General features: G+C 59.8%; 16 protein-coding genes. 8 read left to right on the forward strand and 8 right to left on the reverse strand.

What is annotated here, in order from left to right; genetic code table 11:
* Positions 1 to 125 precede the first annotated feature (125 nt).
* Genes Q4577_RS00770 through Q4577_RS00780 form a run of 3 tightly spaced genes read left to right on the forward strand, consistent with a single transcriptional unit; the run spans position 126 to position 2,481 of the window.
* Complete coding sequence (locus tag Q4577_RS00770) at positions 126 to 803, forward strand: cell division ATP-binding protein FtsE (RefSeq protein ID WP_244686348.1); 678 nt, start codon at positions 126 to 128, stop codon at positions 801 to 803.
* Entirely contained in the window at positions 800 to 1,705 is a 906-nt protein-coding gene (locus Q4577_RS00775) for an ABC transporter permease (protein ID WP_303467203.1), read from the forward strand. The genes Q4577_RS00770 and Q4577_RS00775 overlap by 4 nt, the downstream gene beginning before the upstream one ends.
* Positions 1,705 to 2,481 carry a 1-acyl-sn-glycerol-3-phosphate acyltransferase gene (locus tag Q4577_RS00780; RefSeq protein ID WP_303467202.1) on the forward strand — a complete coding sequence of 259 codons (777 nt, stop codon included), beginning with the start codon at positions 1,705 to 1,707 and terminating at the stop codon, positions 2,479 to 2,481. The genes Q4577_RS00775 and Q4577_RS00780 overlap by 1 nt, the downstream gene beginning before the upstream one ends.
* A gap of 184 nt (positions 2,482 to 2,665) precedes the next feature.
* Here the strand turns inward: Q4577_RS00780 and lpdA are convergent, their stop codons facing one another.
* The 7 genes from lpdA to mdh form a co-directional block, all read right to left on the reverse strand.
* The gene (gene lpdA, locus Q4577_RS00785) at positions 2,666 to 4,060 is read right to left on the reverse strand and encodes a dihydrolipoyl dehydrogenase (RefSeq protein ID WP_303467201.1); all 1,395 of its coding nucleotides are present in this window, start codon (positions 4,058 to 4,060) and stop codon (positions 2,666 to 2,668) included.
* A 102-nt stretch (positions 4,061 to 4,162) separates the two neighbouring features.
* A complete protein-coding gene (locus tag Q4577_RS00790) occupies positions 4,163 to 4,573 on the reverse strand; it encodes an MAPEG family protein (RefSeq protein ID WP_303467199.1) in 411 nt (136 codons plus the stop codon).
* A 64-nt stretch (positions 4,574 to 4,637) separates the two neighbouring features.
* Positions 4,638 to 6,146 (reverse strand): 2-oxoglutarate dehydrogenase complex dihydrolipoyllysine-residue succinyltransferase, encoded by a 1,509-nt coding sequence (odhB, locus tag Q4577_RS00795; protein WP_303467197.1) that lies wholly within the window; start codon positions 6,144 to 6,146, stop codon positions 4,638 to 4,640.
* A gap of 3 nt (positions 6,147 to 6,149) precedes the next feature.
* Complete coding sequence (locus tag Q4577_RS00800; RefSeq protein WP_303467194.1) at positions 6,150 to 9,119, reverse strand: 2-oxoglutarate dehydrogenase E1 component; 2,970 nt, start codon at positions 9,117 to 9,119, stop codon at positions 6,150 to 6,152.
* 99 nt (positions 9,120 to 9,218) lie between these two features.
* Positions 9,219 to 10,106 (reverse strand): succinate--CoA ligase subunit alpha, encoded by an 888-nt coding sequence (sucD, locus tag Q4577_RS00805; RefSeq protein WP_244685805.1) that lies wholly within the window; start codon positions 10,104 to 10,106, stop codon positions 9,219 to 9,221.
* Between the two features lie 94 nt (positions 10,107 to 10,200).
* Positions 10,201 to 11,394 (reverse strand): ADP-forming succinate--CoA ligase subunit beta, encoded by a 1,194-nt coding sequence (sucC, locus tag Q4577_RS00810; RefSeq protein ID WP_303467192.1) that lies wholly within the window; start codon positions 11,392 to 11,394, stop codon positions 10,201 to 10,203.
* Positions 11,395 to 11,743: 349 nt separating this feature from the next.
* On the reverse strand, positions 11,744 to 12,706 hold the full coding sequence (mdh, locus tag Q4577_RS00815; protein WP_244685809.1) for a malate dehydrogenase: 963 nt from the start codon (positions 12,704 to 12,706) through the stop codon (positions 11,744 to 11,746).
* Between the two features lie 160 nt (positions 12,707 to 12,866).
* On the opposite strand from mdh, the gene Q4577_RS00820 reads away from it, so the two are divergent.
* Positions 12,867 to 13,622 carry a sulfite exporter TauE/SafE family protein gene (locus tag Q4577_RS00820; RefSeq protein WP_303467186.1) on the forward strand — a complete coding sequence of 252 codons (756 nt, stop codon included), beginning with the start codon at positions 12,867 to 12,869 and terminating at the stop codon, positions 13,620 to 13,622.
* 78 nt (positions 13,623 to 13,700) lie between these two features.
* Here Q4577_RS00820 and Q4577_RS00825 read toward each other — a convergent pair whose 3' ends face one another.
* A complete protein-coding gene (locus Q4577_RS00825) occupies positions 13,701 to 13,967 on the reverse strand; it encodes a hypothetical protein (protein WP_303467470.1) in 267 nt (88 codons plus the stop codon).
* A gap of 401 nt (positions 13,968 to 14,368) precedes the next feature.
* On the opposite strand from Q4577_RS00825, the gene Q4577_RS00830 reads away from it, so the two are divergent.
* Genes Q4577_RS00830 through Q4577_RS00845 form a run of 4 tightly spaced genes read left to right on the forward strand, consistent with a single transcriptional unit; the run spans position 14,369 to position 17,019 of the window.
* Entirely contained in the window at positions 14,369 to 15,226 is an 858-nt protein-coding gene (locus Q4577_RS00830; RefSeq protein WP_303467184.1) for a CoA ester lyase, read from the forward strand.
* A 4-nt stretch (positions 15,227 to 15,230) separates the two neighbouring features.
* Positions 15,231 to 15,776 (forward strand): NnrU family protein, encoded by a 546-nt coding sequence (locus Q4577_RS00835; protein ID WP_303467181.1) that lies wholly within the window; start codon positions 15,231 to 15,233, stop codon positions 15,774 to 15,776.
* 7 nt (positions 15,777 to 15,783) lie between these two features.
* Complete coding sequence (locus Q4577_RS00840; RefSeq protein ID WP_244685817.1) at positions 15,784 to 15,987, forward strand: DUF1737 domain-containing protein; 204 nt, start codon at positions 15,784 to 15,786, stop codon at positions 15,985 to 15,987.
* Entirely contained in the window at positions 15,988 to 17,019 is a 1,032-nt protein-coding gene (locus Q4577_RS00845; protein ID WP_303467178.1) for a MaoC family dehydratase, read from the forward strand.
* The last annotated feature ends 102 nt before the right edge of the window (positions 17,020 to 17,121 follow it).

Below are 17,121 nucleotides of genomic sequence, written 5' to 3' on the forward strand. Positions count from 1 at the left end.
ATAAGTGAACGGATCGGCAAGGAAAAGCGCAACCGAGCCGGACGCGCGGATTGCAACCAGACCATTGCTGATGCAATACAGGTCATCCAAAGTGCAACAGCATGTTTTCGGGGGCAGTGCGCAGCGTGATCGAGCTTGATGAAGTGGCCTATAGCTACGGTGGCGGCGAATTGCTGACTGATATTTCGCTGCGTTTGGCGCCGGGGTCCTTTCACTTTCTGACCGGACCGTCGGGCGCGGGCAAAACCACCTTTTTGAAATTGTGCTACGGCGCGCTTGTGCCGACCGGCGGTCAGGCCCGGTTGTTCAATCGTGATGTGCGCAGTCTGAGCCGGGACGAGGTGGCCTATGCCCGGCGGCGGATTGGCGTTGTGCATCAGGATTGCCAGTTTCTGGATCATCTGTCGCTGGCAGAGAACATTTCCCTGCCGCTGGCCGTCACCGGACAGGACAAATTGGCGGCGCAATCCAACCTGAAGGAATTGATGACCTGGGTCGGGTTGTCCGCACGGGCCGGGGCGTTGCCGCCGGAATTGTCGGGCGGGGAACGCCAACGTGCCGCGCTGGCGCGGGCGCTGATCCTGTCGCCGGATGTCATCCTGGCGGATGAACCCACCGGCAATGTCGACTGGGAAATGTCGCAGCGTCTGCTGCAATTACTGGTCGAATTGAACAAGATGGGCAAGACGATCATGATCGCCACCCATGACCTCAGCCTGATTCGTGCCGCGAAAAGCCATGTGCAGGCGCGTGTGTTGCGCATTTCGGGACGCAAGCTTCAGCTGGCGGGGGCAGATCTGTGAAGGTGGACCTGTCGATTATCACGTCGCTTCTGTCGGTCGACGCCGGTGCGGACAGGGTGGTGCCGCCGACCGGGTTTACCGCGCGCCTGACCCTGTTCACGGCGGGGGCGATGGCCTTTCTTGCGGTTTTTGCGCTGGCCTTGTCGCTGGCTTCGGGGCGTCTGGCCGGCAATTGGCGGGACGCGCTTGCCGGATCAGCCACATTGCGGATCTCTGCCCCCGCGGCCCAGATGGCGGCCCAGACCGAGCGGGCATTGAAAATCCTGTCGGAAACCCCCGGCGTGTCCGAGGCGCGTGCGCTTGACCCGGATGAACAACGCGCGCTGCTGGAACCCTGGTTCGGCCCTGACCTACCGGTCGAGAGCCTGCCAGTGCCGCAGTTGATCGAAGTGCGCGAGACAGGTGCCGGCTATGATCGCGACGGTCTGCGACTGCGGCTTCAGGCGGAACTGCCGGGCGCGGTGCTGGATGACCACACCCGTTGGCGCAAACCGCTGGTTCAGGCAGCGGGGCGGCTGAAATTTCTGGGATGGATGGCGATCCTGCTGATCTTTGGCGCGATGGGTGCGATGATCACGCTGGCGGCCAATGCGGCCCTGGCGGCCAATTCGCAGGTGATCCAGGTCTTGCGTTTGGTGGGGGCGACGGATGCCTATATCGCACGGGCCTTTGTGCGCCGGTTCACCCTGCGCGCGGCTTCGGGCGCGACGATTGGCATGCTGGTTGGCCTGGTCGCGGTGCTGTTGCTGCCCTCGGCCAATGCCGAGGCGAATATCCTGACCGGGTTGCGGTTTCAGGGCTTGCATTGGCTGTGGCCGCTGCTGGTGCCTGTTTTGGCCGCCATCGTTGCTTTTGCCGCCACGCGCTGGGCGGCGTTGCGGGTGCTGGAGGGGCTGAGATAATGCAATTCGTGATGTCGCTGGTCTTTGTGGTGCAAATGTACCTGATGATGGCCCTGATGGGGATCGTGTTCCTGCCTTATGCGCTGCTAAGCCGGAACGGCGCGGTGCTGGCCTGTAAAACCTATTGCCGGTGGGTGATGTGGACCGCGCGGATCATGCTTGGCTTGCGTTGCGAGGTGCGTGGCACAGTGCCCTCTGGCGAAGTCCTGGTCGCGGCCAAACATCAATCCTTTCTCGATATCATCATGATCTATCACGCGTTGCCGCGTGCCAAGTTCATCATGAAACAAGAACTGCTCTATACCCCGGTGATCGGCCAATACGCCAAACGCATCGGCTGTGTGCCGGTGGCGCGTGGCAAACGCGGCGCCGCGATCCAGAAGATGGTTTCCGATGTGGCGGCGGGGCTGGCCAATCCCGGCCAATTGGTCATTTACCCCCAGGGCACGCGGGTCGGCCCCGGCGCTTATCTGCCGTACAAGGTGGGCAGCCATGTGCTTTATGCCGAATTGGGCCAGGCTGCGGTGCCTGTGGCGACCAATGTCGGTGTGTTCTGGCCTCGCACGGGCATTCTGCGCAAGCCGGGGTTGGCGGTGGTGGAATTTCTTGACCCAATTGCACCGGGCATTGATCGGGCGGATTTCATGATCGAGCTGGAAGACCGGGTTGAAGCGGCGTCGCAGGCGCTGATGCTGGAAGCGGGGTTCAGCGATTTCCCGACCGAGAAACGCCGCGACAGAAAACGCGCCAAGACGGGTGACGTACCTCCGTCCTGAGCTTGGGGGCAGAGAGGGTCTGGTCTGAGAATTTCCGGCCTGAGAGTTTCCGGCCTGAGAGTTTCGGATCTGAGAGGTTCCGGCGGGCGCATTTCCATGGATGGAAATTGCAAAAGCTATCCATAGCTTTTGGGCGGCCGATGGCATCATTGCGATGCCACCGGCCAGATTGACGATATGTCGATTACATGTGGATCGCGCCGTCGCCACAGGCCAGCGCGGCTTCGCGCACGGCTTCGGAGAAGGTCGGATGCGCGTGGCAGGTCAGCGCCACGTCTTCGGCAGAGGCGCCGAATTCCATCGCCACACAGATCTCGTGGATCAGATCACCCGCTGCCGGGCCGATGATGTGGCAGCCCAGAATGCGGTCGGTGTCCTTGTCGGCCAGCAGTTTGACAAAACCGTCACCGGCAAAGATCGCCTTGGCGCGCCCGTTGCCCATAAAGGAAAACTTGCCAACCTTGTAGGCGCGGCCTTCTTCCTTGAGCTGGTCCTCGGTCTTGCCGACCGTGGCCACCTCGGGGTGGGTGTAGATCACGCCGGGGATCACGCCATAGTTCACATGGCCATGTTTACCGGCCAGCACCTCGGCACAGGCCATGCCTTCGTCTTCGGCCTTATGCGCCAGCATCGGGCCTTCGATGGCGTCGCCAATGGCATAGATGCCTTTGACGTTGGTCTGCCATTGGCCGTCGACCTTGACCTGACCGCCCTTGGAGGTCTCAATACCCAGGGCCTCAAGCCCCAGACCATCGGTGAAGGGTCGGCGACCGGTGGCGCAGAGCACCACATCGGCATCAATGGTCTCTTCGCTGTCGTCCTTGCGGAGCTTGTAGGTGACCTTGGCCTTGGTTTTCGTTGCCTCGACCTTTTGCACAGCTGCGCCGAGGGTGAATTTCAGCCCCTGCTTTTCAAGCATTTTCTTGAACTGCTTCTGTACGTCACTGTCCATGCCGGGGGTGATGTGATCGAGGAATTCGATCACCTGCACCTCAGAGCCGAGGCGGGCATAGACAGAGCCCATTTCCAGCCCGATCACGCCTGCGCCGATCACGACCAGTTTCTTTGGCACCTTGCCCAGTTCCAGCGCGCCGGTGGAGGTGACAACAACCTTTTCATCCACGGTCACATCTGCGCCCGGCACCGGCGACGGCTCAGAGCCGGAGGCGATGATGATGTTCTTGGCTTCGTGGATCTCGTCGCCGACCTTGACCTTGCCGGCCTCGGGGATCGAGCCCCAGCCCTTGAGCCAGTCGACCTTGTTCTTCTTGAACAGGAATTCGACGCCTTTGGTGTTCTGGCCGATCACATCGTCCTTGTAGGACAGCATCTGGGGCCAGTCGACGGAGGGCGATTTGCCTTTGAGGCCCATCTTGGCAAAGTTGTGCTCTGCCTCATGCAGCTGGTGGCTGGCATGCAGCAGCGCCTTGGACGGGATGCAGCCGATGTTTAGGCAGGTGCCGCCGAGCGTTTCGCGGCCTTCGACACAGGCGGTTTTCAGCCCCAGTTGTGCGCAGCGGATGGCCGCGACGTATCCGCCGGGGCCTGCACCGATGATGATGACGTCATAGCTTGCCATTGGGATGGTCCTTTCTTGAGAACGGGGAGGGGGGCCAGCCCCCCGTCGCCTTTGGCGACGTCCCCCGGGATATTTTTGGCCAGATGAAAGAGTGGGCTGCGGTCATAGGAGGGCCGCGCCGAGCAGGATGAGAATGGAGAGCAGGCCGAGCGCCCAGAAGATGCTGCGCCAGGGCACCCAGCCGAAGGCGTAGGCCGGGATGTAGAGGATGCGGGCCAGCAGGTAGAGGCCGCAGGCGGCGGCGGTCACGGCGCTGCCCTTGTCGGCGAAGGTGACGATGAGGGTGGCGATGGCGAAGAGCAGCAGGCTTTCGAAGTGGTTGTTCATCGCGCGCCAGAGGCGGGCGGTGCGCAGGCTCATCTGATCTTCCAACGACCCGCCCAGCCGGTCCCGGTCGCGGGGCGACAGGGTTTTGCCGCTGCCAAGCTCGAGGTTGGCCGGGACCGCCATAAGGACGATCTGGCCGATCTGGAGCAATGCGGCGAGGGTGAGGGCGGTGAGTTCGGGGGTCATTGTGTCCGCCTTTGGGGTAGGGTGCGCAGCGACTGCGCACCCCATTGGGTGGCGTAATTTGCTGTTACAGATCCATCAGCAACCGGCGCGGGTCTTCCAGCGCTTCCTTGACGCGGACAAGGAAGGTCACCGCGCCTTTGCCGTCGACGATGCGGTGATCGTAGGACAGGGCGAGGTACATCATCGGGCGGATTTCGACCTTGCCGTTGATCGCCATTGGGCGGTCCTGGATCTTGTGCATGCCGAGGATGCCGGATTGCGGCGGGTTGAGGATCGGCGAGGACATCAGCGAGCCATAGACGCCGCCGTTCGAAATCGTGAAGGTGCCGCCCTGCATTTCCGCCATCGACAGCTTGCCATCGCGGGCGCGTTTGCCTTTTTCGGCGATCGCCTTTTCGATGTCGGCAAAGGACATTTGGTCGGCGTCGCGGATGACCGGAACGACGAGGCCCTGCGGCGTGCCAGCCGCGATACCCATGTGGACAAAGTTTTTGTACACGATGTCGGTGCCGTCGATTTCGGCGTTGACCTCAGGCACTTCGTTCAATGCATGGCAGCAGGCCTTGGTGAAGAAGGACATAAAGCCGAGCTTCACGCCGTGTTTCTTCAGGAACAGATCCTTGTACTCATTCCGCAGCGCCATGACCTCGGTCATGTCGACCTCGTTATAGGTGGTCAGGATCGCGGCGGCGTTTTGCGCGTCTTTCAGACGGCGGGCGATGGTCTGGCGCAGGCGGGTCATCTTGACCCGTTCTTCGCGGGCCGAATCCTCGGCTGCGACCGGCGCGCGTGGTGCGGCGGCAGGGGCCGCAGCGGCTGTGGGCGCAGAGGTGGCGGCGGCCACGGCACGGGCCACGTCTTCCTTCATCACGCGGCCATCCCGGCCCGATCCCTGGACCTGATCGCGCGACAGGCCCGCTTCGGCCATGGCTTTTTTCGCGGCAGGGGCGTCTTCGACGTCTTTGCCGGTTGCGGCCGGGGCGGCGGCGGGGTGCATGTCTGCTTCGCTGGGTGTGACAATGCCACCTTCGGAGGAGATCACCGCGAGTTTGGCGGTGGCATCGACGGTGGTGCCTTCGGGCGCCGTGATTTCGGCGAGGACGCCGCCGGCGGGGGCCGGAACCTCGACGCTGACCTTGTCGGTTTCCAGCTCACAGAGCATTTCGTCCTGGGCCACGGTATCGCCAACCTTTTTGAACCAGGTCGACACAGTGGCCTCGGTGACGCTTTCGCCCAGGGTCGGGACCATGACATCAACGGATTTTCCGCCGGCATCGGCCGGGGTTTCCGCTGCGGCCTCTGGTGCTTTTGCAGGCGCGGGTGCGGCGGCCTCGCCACTTTCCGAGATATTGGCGAGCAGGGCGTCAACGCCCACGGTCTCGCCTTCGTTCGCGACAATATCCGCCAAGGTGCCAGCCGCAGGCGACGGCACTTCGACCGTCACCTTGTCTGTTTCCAATTCGCACAGCATTTCGTCAACCGCGACGGTGTCGCCGGGTTTCTTGAACCATGTGGCGACAGTGGCCTCGGTCACGGATTCGCCGAGTGTGGGGACGCGTACTTCGGTTGCCATAACTTACTTTCCTTCGATCGTCAGCGCCTGATCAATCAGGGCGGCTTGTTGGGCTTTGTGTTGCGAGGCGAGGCCGGTGGCCGGGGAGGCGCTGGCGGCGCGCCCGACATAAATCGGGCGATTGTGGGTGGCTTTGATCCGGTTGAGAACCCATTCAAGGTTTGGTTCCATAAAGGTCCAGGCGCCTTGGTTCTTGGGCTCTTCCTGACACCAGATCATTTCGGCGTCTTTGAAGCGTTCCAGTTCCTTGACGGCAGAGATCGCCGGGAAGGGATAGAATTGTTCGAACCGCAAGAGATAGATATCGTCGATGCCACGGGCGTCGCGTTCCTCAAGCAGGTCATAGTAGACCTTGCCAGAGCACATCACCACGCGCTTGATCTTGTCATCCGATTGCAGGGTGGTGTCGGAATTGCCCTTTTCGGCATCATCCCACAGCACCCGGTGGAAGCTTGACCCGGTGGTGAAATCTTCGGTTTCCGAGATCGCCAGTTTGTGACGCAAAAGCGATTTCGGCGTCATCAGGATCAGAGGTTTGCGGAAGGTGCGGTGAATCTGGCGACGCAGGATGTGGAAGTAATTGGCCGGGGTGGTGCAATTCGCCACGATCCAGTTGTCTTGACCACACATTTGCAGGAAGCGTTCCAGCCGTGCGGAGGAGTGTTCCGGTCCCTGACCTTCAAAGCCATGCGGCAGAAGGCAGACAAGACCGGACATGCGCAGCCATTTGCTTTCGCCGGAAGAGATGAACTGGTCGAACATGATCTGGGCACCGTTGGCGAAATCGCCGAACTGGGCCTCCCACATCACCAGCGCGTTGGGTTCGGCCAATGTGTAGCCATATTCGAACCCGCTGACCGCATATTCCGACAGGGCGCTGTCGATGACATCGAAACGAGCCTGACCTTCGCGGATGTTGTTGAGCGGATAGTAACGCTCTTCGGTGTTTTGATTGATGATCGCCGAGTGACGCTGCGAAAACGTGCCGCGCGCGGAATCCTGGCCCGACAGTCGTACCGGGATACCTTCGGTGACAAGCGAGCCAAAGGCCAGCGCCTCGGCTGTGGCCCAGTCAAAGCCTTTGCCGGTTTCTGCCATCTTCTTCTTGGCTTCCAGGATACGGCCCACCGTTTTGTGCAGCGGAAATCCATCCGGCACCCGTGTCAATGCGGTGGTGACCTCGTCAAATGTCTCGGGCTTGATCGCGGTTTCGCCGCGCTGGTAGTCGTCGTCGCTTTGGCGATCAAGATGGGACCAACGCCCATCCAGCCAGTCGGCCTTGTTGGGTTTGTAATCCTTGCCGACCTCGAATTCCTCGTTCAGGTGGGCCTGAAACGCGGCTTTCATATCCTCGATTTCGCCTTCGGGGATCAGGCCATCCTTGACCAGACGTTCGGTATAAAGCGACAGCGTGGTTTTGTGGCCTTTGATCTTTTTGTACATCACGGGGTTGGTGAACATCGGTTCATCGCCCTCGTTGTGACCAAACCGGCGGTAGCAGAAAATGTCGATCACCACGTCCTTGGCGAACTTCTGACGGAACTCTGTTGCGACCTTGGCGGCGTGGACCACGGCCTCGGGATCGTCCCCGTTGACGTGGAAAATCGGCGCTTCCACCACCAATGCATTGTCGGTCGGATAGGGCGACGAGCGCGAGAAATGCGGCGCCGTGGTAAAGCCGATCTGGTTGTTGACCACCACATGGATCGTGCCGCCGGTCTTGTGACCTCGCAGGCCCGACAGGGCGAAACATTCCGCGACCACACCCTGACCGGCAAAGGCCGCATCGCCATGCAGAAGCACAGGGATGACGGTCTTGTGCTCGAAATCTTTTTTCTGGTCCTGTTTGGCGCGGGCCTTGCCCAGAACCACCGGGTTCACCGCCTCGAGGTGGCTGGGGTTGGCGGTCAGCGACAGGTGCACGGTATTGCCGTCGAATTCCCGGTCACTGGAGGCCCCGAGGTGGTATTTCACATCGCCAGAGCCATCGACGCTTTCAGGTTTGAAGCTGCCGCCCTGAAATTCGTTGAAAATCGCCCGATAGGGTTTGTTCATCACATTGGCCAGCACCGACAGACGTCCACGGTGCGGCATGCCGATCACGATTTCCTGCACCCCAAGCGCGCCGCCGCGTTTGATGATCTGTTCCATCGCGGGAATAAGGCTCTCGCCGCCATCAAGGCCGAAGCGCTTGGTGCCCATGTATTTGACATGCAGGAATTTTTCAAAACCCTCGGCTTCGACCATCTTGTTCAGAATGGCTTTGCGGCCTTCACGGCTGAACTTCACTTCCTTGCCGTAGCCTTCGATCCGTTCTTTCAGCCATGCTGATTGTTCGGGATCGGAAATATGCATGTATTGCAGCGCGAAAGTGCCGCAATAGGTGCGTTTGACGATTTCCACGATCTGACGCATCGAGGCGATTTGCAGCCCCAGAACGTTGTCGATGAAAATCGGCCGGTCCATGTCCGCGCCGGTAAAACCATAGGTTTTGGGGTCAAGCTCGGGATGGGATGTCTCTTCGCGCAGGCCCAGAGGATCAAGATCGGCGGCCAGATGGCCCCGGATCCGATAGGCCCGGATCAGCATCAGCGCCCGGATCGAATCCAACACCGCGCGCTGGATCTGGTTATCGGTCAGCTCGATGCCTTTTTCGCTGGCCTTGGCGGCAATCTTCTTGCCCGCCGATTTTGTTTCTTCCGGCGGCGGGGCTGGCCATTCGCCGGTCAGCGCGCTTGTCAGGTCATCGCCGGGCACCGGCGGCCAATCGGCACGTGCCCAGCTGGGGCCCTGTGCCTCTTTCTTGACGTCGAGGTCCGCATCGCCCAACTGATGGAAAAACTCCTGCCAGGCCTGATCAACCGAAGTGGGATCATTGGCATAGCGGGCGTATATCTGTTCCAGATATTCCGCATTGTGCCCCTGCATGAAGCTGGAGGCGTGGAAAAGGTCGTTGGGGCTTTGGTCGGTCATCTTGGCACCTTTGGCGGACGTGAACCGGTTGTCATTCAATGGGTAGGGCGGGGATAACCCCGCCTTACCTTAGGATATTTTGGCCGTTTGAACAGGGGCCTAGCCCTTGTCGATGGCTTCCTTGACCGCTTCACCCAGCGTTGCCGGGCTGTCGGCGACGACGATGCCTGCGGCGCGCATGGCTTCGATCTTGTCTTCTGCGCCGCCTTTGCCGCCGGCCACAATCGCGCCGGCATGGCCCATGCGACGGCCCGGAGGGGCGGTGCGCCCGGCAATAAAGCCCGCGGTCGGTTTCCAGCGGCCTTTTTTCTTTTCATCGGCCAGGAACTGTGCCGCTTCTTCTTCGGCAGAGCCACCGATTTCACCGATCATGATGATCGACTGGGTTTCGTCATCGGCCAGGAACATTTCCAGCACGTCGATATGCTCGGTGCCCTTGATCGGGTCGCCACCGATGCCGACCGCCGAAGACTGGCCAAGACCCAGGTCCGAGGTTTGCTTCACGGCTTCGTATGTCAAGGTGCCGGAGCGGCTGACAACGCCACAGGTGCCACGTTTGTGGATATGGCCGGGCATGATGCCGATTTTGCAGGCATCCGGCGTGATGACACCGGGGCAGTTCGGGCCGATCAGGCGGGATTTGCTGCCTTCCAGAGCGCGCTGCACCTTCATCATGTCAAGCACCGGGATGCCTTCGGTGATGCAGACGATCAGCGGCATTTCCGCGTCAATCGCTTCGAGGATCGAGTCCGCGGCAAAGGGCGGCGGAACATAGATCACGCTCGCATTGGCCTCGGTCACATGCATTGCTTCATGCACCGAGTTGAAGACCGGCAGGTCAAGATGGGTTTGCCCACCTTTGCCGGGGGTCACGCCGCCAACCATCTTGGTGCCATAGGCGATGGCCTGTTCGGTGTGGAATGTGCCCTGCGAGCCGGTAAGGCCCTGACAGATCACTTTGGTGTTTTCGTCTACGAGGACTGCCATTTTCGGAGTCTCCTGAATTTATCACGTTGGGTGCGCATTCATTGCGCACCAGAATTCCGGGGATAGGCGCGCAATGAGTGCGCACCCTTCGGCGTCAGCCTTTGACCGCTTTCACGATCTTCTCGGCACCGTCTTTCAGGTCGTCAGCGGCAATCACATCCACATCGGAATTGTTGATGATCGCCTTGCCCTGTTCAACGTTGGTACCTTCCAGACGCACAACCAGTGGCACTTTCAGACCGACCTCTTTCACTGCGGCGATCACGCCCTCGGCGATGACGTCACAGCGCATGATGCCGCCGAAGATGTTCACCAGAATGCCTTTGACCTGCGGATCGCTCGTGATGATCTTGAACGCTTCGGTCACTTTCTCTTTGGTTGCGCCGCCGCCCACGTCAAGGAAGTTGGCAGGCTCTGCACCGTAGAGTTTGATGATGTCCATGGTTGCCATGGCCAGGCCCGCGCCGTTCACCATACAGCCGATTTCACCGTCCAGAGCGATGTAGTTCAGGTCGTACTTGGACGCCTCAAGCTCTTTGGAATCTTCTTCGGTGGTGTCGCGCAGTTCGGCGATGTCGGGGTGGCGATAGATCGCGTTGCCGTCAAAGCTGATCTTGGCATCGAGCACTTTCAGATCACCGCCATCGGTCACGATCAGCGGGTTGATTTCCAGCATCTCCATGTCTTTTTCGATGAAGGCCTGGTACAGCTGACCCATCAGCACAACGCATTGCTTGACCTGCTTGCCGGTCAGACCCAGCGAAAAAGCGATGCGGCGGCCGTGGAACGCCTGGTAACCGGTGGCCGGATCAACCGAGAAGCTGAGGATTTTTTCCGGGGTCGATGCGGCGACCTCTTCGATGTCCATGCCGCCCTCGGTCGAGCAGACAAACGACACGCGGCCGGTCTGGCGATCCACCAGCAGGGCGAGGTACAATTCGGTTTCAATGCCCGAACCGTCTTCGATGTAGATGCGGTTGACCTGTTTGCCCGCCGGGCCGGTCTGATGCGTGACCAATGTGCGGCCCAGCATCTTTTTCGCTTCTTCCGAAGCTTCCTGCGCCGATTTGGTCAGACGCACACCGCCCTTTTCGCCGGCGCTCTCTTCTTTGAAAGAGCCTTTGCCGCGTCCACCTGCGTGGATCTGGGCCTTGACCACCCACAATGGGCCGTCCATTTCGCTAGCCTTGGTCTTGGCTTCTTCCGCTTTCAGTACGACCCGCCCGTCAGAAACCGGTGCGCCGTAAGAGCGAAGCAGTGCCTTCGCCTGATACTCATGAATGTTCATGGATCATCTGTCCCGTCTTGCTGCAATTGCACCACCTTTGGCATAATGGGGTGACGTAGCTAAACGGTAATTTGCCACAGAACGGTGTTAGCGCCGAAATTCCGACATTTGTGATCACACGATTTTCTGCTGTGATCACAAAATTTGTGGCAGGTGGTCAGATGCTATCGGCAAAGCGAATCACTTGACACGAAATCGCGGGAAAAAGCGGGGTTTTGCGATCCCGGCAAAGGCCGCCAAACCCGGTTTCTGTTGCGGGATCTGTCGTGCCGCTTGGCAAGCCCCCTGACCCCAAAAGAAAAGGCGCCCGAAACCGGACGCCCCTTCCAATACTTGTCGGTGCAGTCGCTTATGCCAGCGAGCTGTCGATACCCTTGCAGGCTTCGACCAGACCTTTGACGGCCTTGATCGAGGTATCAAACATCTCTTGCTCTTCTTTGTTGAGCTTGATGTTGACGATCTTTTCGATGCCACCCGCGCCAATCACGGTGGGCACGCCGACATACATGCCGTTCAGGCCGAATTCGCCGTCGCAATATGCCGCGCAGGGCAGAACGCGTTTCTGATCTTTCAGATAGGCTTCGGCCATTTCGATCGCGCTGGTCGCCGGGGCATAGAACGCCGAGCCGGTTTTCAACAGGCCAACGATTTCCGCACCGCCATCACGGGTCCGCTGAACGATGGCGTCCAGTTTTTCCTGCGTGGTCCAGCCCATCGCAACCAGATCGGGCAGCGGGATACCCGCAACGGTGGAATACCGCACCGACGGCACCATGGTGTCGCCGTGGCCGCCCAGAACAAAGGCTGTGACGTCTTTCATCGACACGTCGAATTCCGACGCGAGGAAGTGACGGAACCGCGCGCTGTCCAGCACGCCGGCCATGCCGCAAACCTTGGCATGGGGCAGGCCGGAAAATTCGCGCAGCGCCCAGACCATCGCATCCAGCGGGTTGGTGATGCAGATCACGAATGCGTCGGGGCAGTTGTCGCGGATGCCTTCGCCGACGGATTTCATGACCTTCAGGTTGATACCCAGCAGGTCATCACGCGACATGCCCGGCTTGCGCGGCACGCCGGCGGTCACGATGCAAACATCTGCGCCAGCGATGTCGGCGTAATCCTGGGTGCCTTTCAGTGTGGCGTCAAAGCCTTCTGAAGGCCCGGATTCCGCAATGTCGAGCGCTTTGCCTTCGGGTGTGCCTTCTGCAATGTCAAACAGGACGACATCGCCCAATTCCTTGAGCGCGACGAGATGAGCAAGGGTGCCACCGATTTGTCCCGCGCCGATAAGGGCAATCTTGGGTCTGGCCATGGAATTTTCTCCGGTCAGGGTTGGAATTGGCAATTTGGGTAGTGCTCTTTTGGTCCCGACGCAAGTGCGCCGCGCTGCGGCGTGTCACGGTGGCGGGACTGGCAGGCGTGCCAAGTTAACGCTAAAGACCCAAGAACTAGGGCAGTTAGGCAGCATTTGGATGTTGGAATTTACACCGGGATTTTTCGCGATTGCATTGCCCGCTGTCGCTTTTGCAGGCATGTCAAAGTCCGGATTCGGCTCTGGTGCCGCTTTTGCAAGCTCTTCGATTCTGGCAATTGTGCTGCCGCCGGGGCTGGCATTGGGCATCATGCTGCCGCTTTTGATGCTGGTCGATGTCGCCAGTCTGCGGCCCTATTGGAAACGCTGGTCCTGGCCAGAAGCGCGCCGGTTGATGCTTGGGGCGCTGCCGGGGGTGGCGTTGGGCGCCGCGCTTTATCAGGTCACCAATGACGACATGATCCGGTTCCTGATCGGCCTGATTTCAATTGTCTTTGTGATTTGGCAGGTCAGCGTGAAACTGGGCTGGATCAGGCTGGGCCAGAACGGGATGCCGGCGCGTGGGGGATATTGGGCCGGTTTGGTCGCGGGGTTCACCAGTTTTGTCAGCCACGCGGGCGGCCCGCCTGCGGCGGTGTATCTGCTGGGTCGAAATCTCGACAAGACCCCGTATCAGGCGACGACGGTGCTTGTATTCTGGGCCATCAATCTGCTGAAATTCGTGCCGTACAGCTTCCTTGGAATCTTTACGCTACAGACCTTTACCGCCGATCTCTATCTCGCACCGGCGGCGTTGTTTGGCGCATGGCTCGGCGTCAAGGCGCATCACATGATCCCGCAGCAGGTGTTTTTCACTCTGACCTACATCTTGCTGTCGTGCACCGGGGTCAAACTGATCTGGGATGCGCTGTACTGATGGGGCCGGATTGAAATCGGCCTGAACGAAAACGAAGACAACGGGTCACGGTCGGATCACGTGACCGCCATTCACGGGTCAGGCGTCCTTGCCCGCCACCGGAAGTGTTTCCGCCAGGGTTTCAAAGGCTTGCCCAGAAGCCAGCAAACAGGTGACGCCGTTGGCCATGGTGACGATGATCGTCCAGCTGCCGGTTTCCTGAGAGGCAAACACCTCGACCACGGCGTTTTGACTGCCCAGGCCGATGGATTGCCGGGTCTCACCGTATTTTTCCGCCAGCCGTGCGATGACTTTTGGCCGTGGTGCGCAATTCTGGCCGACGGGGCGTTGGCCTTGGACCTCCAGCTGGTTTTGGCTCTGTGAGTTTTGCACCTGAATTTGTGCCTGAGATTGTACCTGAGTTTGCGCCTGTACCTGTGTGGCCGCCAACACCAGCGTGCCGGCCCCAAGTGCCAGAACCATGTCCCGAAAATTCCTCATAACTAACCCTCCATTGGATGTGGCCGCATCGGCCAGTGCCTGGAAATTGGGCGAACCCTGTTGGTCAGCCCTGAGGATACCGTGCCGCAAAAGGATTAATTCCTGGGTAAACCGGGCGTACGATGGGTGTTGCGCCCGGTTTTTGCTGCGCCGCGGCGATTTCGGTCTTGAACTTTTTGCAAATTAATGCCCCTTATTCGCGCAACAATGTTACACGGCGAATTAAGCGGGCCAGCAAATGGCACGTTTTCAGAAGGATCCGACCCATGGATATGCGCGCGCGCCCCTATCGTTCTGTTCTCTATATTCCCGGTTCCAAGGACCGGGCGTTGGCCAAGGCCCGCACTTTGGCTGTCGATGCGATCATTTTTGATCTCGAAGATGCGGTTGCGGTAGAGGAAAAGGTCAATGCGCGTGCCACACTGGCGGCGGCGCTGGGTCAGGGCGGCTATGGCCAGCGCATGAAAATCGTGCGGATCAACGGGCTGGACACCGAATGGGGGGCTGACGATGCCCGCGCGGTTGCGGATATGGCCCCTGATGCGGTGTTGCTGCCCAAGGTGAATTCCGCCGCTGATCTTGATGCTCTGGCGGACATCACCGGCGACCTGCCGATCTGGGCGATGATGGAATCGCCACTGGGGATGCTGAATGCCGCTGAAATCGCCGCACATCCAAAGCTGGCCGGGTTTGTCATGGGCACCAATGATCTGGCCAAGGATCTGCAATGCCGGTTCCGGGCGGATCGCCTGCCGATGATGACGTCGCTTGGGCTGTGCCTGTTGGCGGCCAAGGCGCATGGGGTGGTGATTGTGGATGGTGTATATAATGCGTTCAAGGATGACGCAGGCCTGCGCGCGGAATGCGAACAGGGGCGTGACATGGGCATGGATGGCAAGACGCTGATCCATCCGGCGCAGGTCGACATCGCCAATGCGGCCTTTGCCCCGTCCGAGGCCGAGGTCGACCTGGCCGGGCGTCAGATCGCCGCTTTTGAAGAGGCCGAGGCCAAAGGGCAGGGGGTTGCCGTGGTCGACGGGCGCATTGTTGAAAACCTTCACGTTGCCACCGCACGGGAAACTCTGGCAAAAGCCGAGATGATAGCCGCCCTTTCATCGGAGTAAGCCAATGTTTGTCCTGATTCTCGGCCTCGCCCTCTGGGTGCTGGCGCATTTCTTTAAACGCATATCGCCAGAGCGCCGCGCCGCACTGGGCGACAAGGGCAAGGGCTTTGTTGCGCTGGCGATTGTTGTCTCTGTCGTTTTGATGGTTCTGGGCTACCGCGCCGCGCCGTTCATTGACGTGTGGTTCCCGCCGGATTGGGCGCGCCATGTGAACTATCTGTTGGTGCTTGCCGCGCTGTTCATGACGTCACCGGCGCCCAAGAAGGGGCGTCTTCTCTCTGGTATGCGCCATCCGATGTTGATCGGGTTCAGTCTTTGGGCAATCGCGCATTTGTTGGTCAATGGCGATCTGGCCTCGGTCATTCTGTTTGGCGGATTGCTGGTGTGGGCCGTGGTGCAGATGGCGGTGATCAACCGGGCAGAACCCAATTGGACCGCCCCCGCCGGCGGAAGTTATGCCAAGGACGGGATGTTTGCCGCCATTTCCGTCATCCTGTTCGGGGTGATCGGTTTTATTCACGGGCTGGTTGGCCCATCACCCTTTGGATGATGAGATCATGAAACTTTATCGTTTTCTGTCTGCGGATGACACATCCGCCTTTTGCCACAAAGTCACCGAGGCCCTGAACAAGGGTTGGGTTCTGCATGGGTCGCCGACCTATGCCTATGACCATGCCAATGGCGTGATGCGCTGTGGTCAGGCCGTCACCAAAGAGGCCGACGGCACCTATACCCCCGACATGAAATTGGGAGCGCAGTGAATGGCCAAGACCAATCCGGGCCGGTTCTTCGAGGATTACACGCTGGGAGAGGTGATCCCCCATGCGGTGCCGCGCACGATTTCCGGCGGCGAACGCGCGCTTTATCATGCGCTCTATCCCGCCCGGCATGCGCTGTATTCTTCTGATGAATTTGCTCGCGCTTCTGGTCTGGCGGCGGCGCCGATTGATGATCTGGCGGCGTTTCATGTGGTGTTTGGCAAATCGGTGCCTGATATTTCGCTGAATGCGGTGGCCAACCTCGGCTATGCCGAGGGCAACTGGCGGCTGCCGGTCTATCCCGGCGATACCCTGCGTTCTGAATCCGAGGTGATTGGCCTCAAGCAGAACTCCAACGGCAAAAGCGGTGTGGTCTATGTGCGCACCCGTGGTCTGAACCAGCGTGACGAAGTGGTGATGGATTATGTCCGTTGGGTCATGGTACGCAAAGGCGATCTTGATGCGCCTGCGCCGGACACGGTGATCCCGGATCTGCAAAAGGTCATTCCTGCTTCTGATCTGATGATCCCGGCGGGGCTGGATTTCAGCGCTTACGATTTTGCACTGGCCGGAGAGCCGCATCGCTGGGGCGATTATGACATTGGCGAGGTCATTGACCACGTGGATGGCGTAACCATCGAAGAGGCAGAACATATGCTCGCCACCCGGCTGTGGCAGAACACCGCCAAGGTGCATTTCGACGCCACTTTCCGACCAGACGGCCAGCGGCTGATCTATGGCGGCCATATCATTTCCATGGCGCGGGCGTTGTCCTTTAACGGGCTGGCCAATGCGCAGATGATTGTGGGTCTGAATGGCGGCGCCCATGCCAATCCGTGTTTCTCCGGCCTGACGGTCAAAGCCTGGTCCGAGGTTCTGGACAAGGCCGAAACATCTGCGCCGGGCGTTGGCGCAATCCGTCTGCGTCTGGTTGCGACATCCGGCGGCGAGGCATTCACGCTCCGGGGTGAGGACGGCAAATATCTGCCGCATGTGCTGCTGGATCTGGATTATTGGGCGCTGATGCCAATGTGATCACATTGGCGGGGTTTCGTGATCGCTAACAAATTCCCGACTGTTTTAGGCGGGATTTTGGCCCGCAGAAACAAGCTGAGTCGGCAATGCCGACTCAGTGTC

The sequence above is a fragment of the Marinovum sp. 2_MG-2023 genome (genome assembly GCF_030548265.1).
Classification (GTDB): domain Bacteria; phylum Pseudomonadota; class Alphaproteobacteria; order Rhodobacterales; family Rhodobacteraceae; genus Marinovum.

What these genes read in the sequence shown, in the direction of transcription:
- Q4577_RS00780 (WP_303467202.1), top strand. Translation starts at nt 1,705, where the DNA reads ATGCAATTCGTGATGTCGCTGGTCTTTGTGGTGCAAATGTACCTGATG.
- lpdA (WP_303467201.1), bottom strand. Translation starts at nt 4,060, where the DNA reads ATGGCAAGCTATGACGTCATCATCATCGGTGCAGGCCCCGGCGGATAC.
- Q4577_RS00790 (WP_303467199.1), bottom strand. Translation starts at nt 4,573, where the DNA reads ATGACCCCCGAACTCACCGCCCTCACCCTCGCCGCATTGCTCCAGATC.
- odhB (WP_303467197.1), bottom strand. Translation starts at nt 6,146, where the DNA reads ATGGCAACCGAAGTACGCGTCCCCACACTCGGCGAATCCGTGACCGAG.
- Q4577_RS00800 (WP_303467194.1), bottom strand. Translation starts at nt 9,119, where the DNA reads ATGACCGACCAAAGCCCCAACGACCTTTTCCACGCCTCCAGCTTCATG.
- sucD (WP_244685805.1), bottom strand. Translation starts at nt 10,106, where the DNA reads ATGGCAGTCCTCGTAGACGAAAACACCAAAGTGATCTGTCAGGGCCTT.
- sucC (WP_303467192.1), bottom strand. Translation starts at nt 11,394, where the DNA reads ATGAACATTCATGAGTATCAGGCGAAGGCACTGCTTCGCTCTTACGGC.
- mdh (WP_244685809.1), bottom strand. Translation starts at nt 12,706, where the DNA reads ATGGCCAGACCCAAGATTGCCCTTATCGGCGCGGGACAAATCGGTGGC.
- Q4577_RS00820 (WP_303467186.1), top strand. Translation starts at nt 12,867, where the DNA reads ATGTTGGAATTTACACCGGGATTTTTCGCGATTGCATTGCCCGCTGTC.
- Q4577_RS00830 (WP_303467184.1), top strand. Translation starts at nt 14,369, where the DNA reads ATGGATATGCGCGCGCGCCCCTATCGTTCTGTTCTCTATATTCCCGGT.
- Q4577_RS00835 (WP_303467181.1), top strand. Translation starts at nt 15,231, where the DNA reads ATGTTTGTCCTGATTCTCGGCCTCGCCCTCTGGGTGCTGGCGCATTTC.
- Q4577_RS00840 (WP_244685817.1), top strand. Translation starts at nt 15,784, where the DNA reads ATGAAACTTTATCGTTTTCTGTCTGCGGATGACACATCCGCCTTTTGC.
- Q4577_RS00845 (WP_303467178.1), top strand. Translation starts at nt 15,988, where the DNA reads ATGGCCAAGACCAATCCGGGCCGGTTCTTCGAGGATTACACGCTGGGA.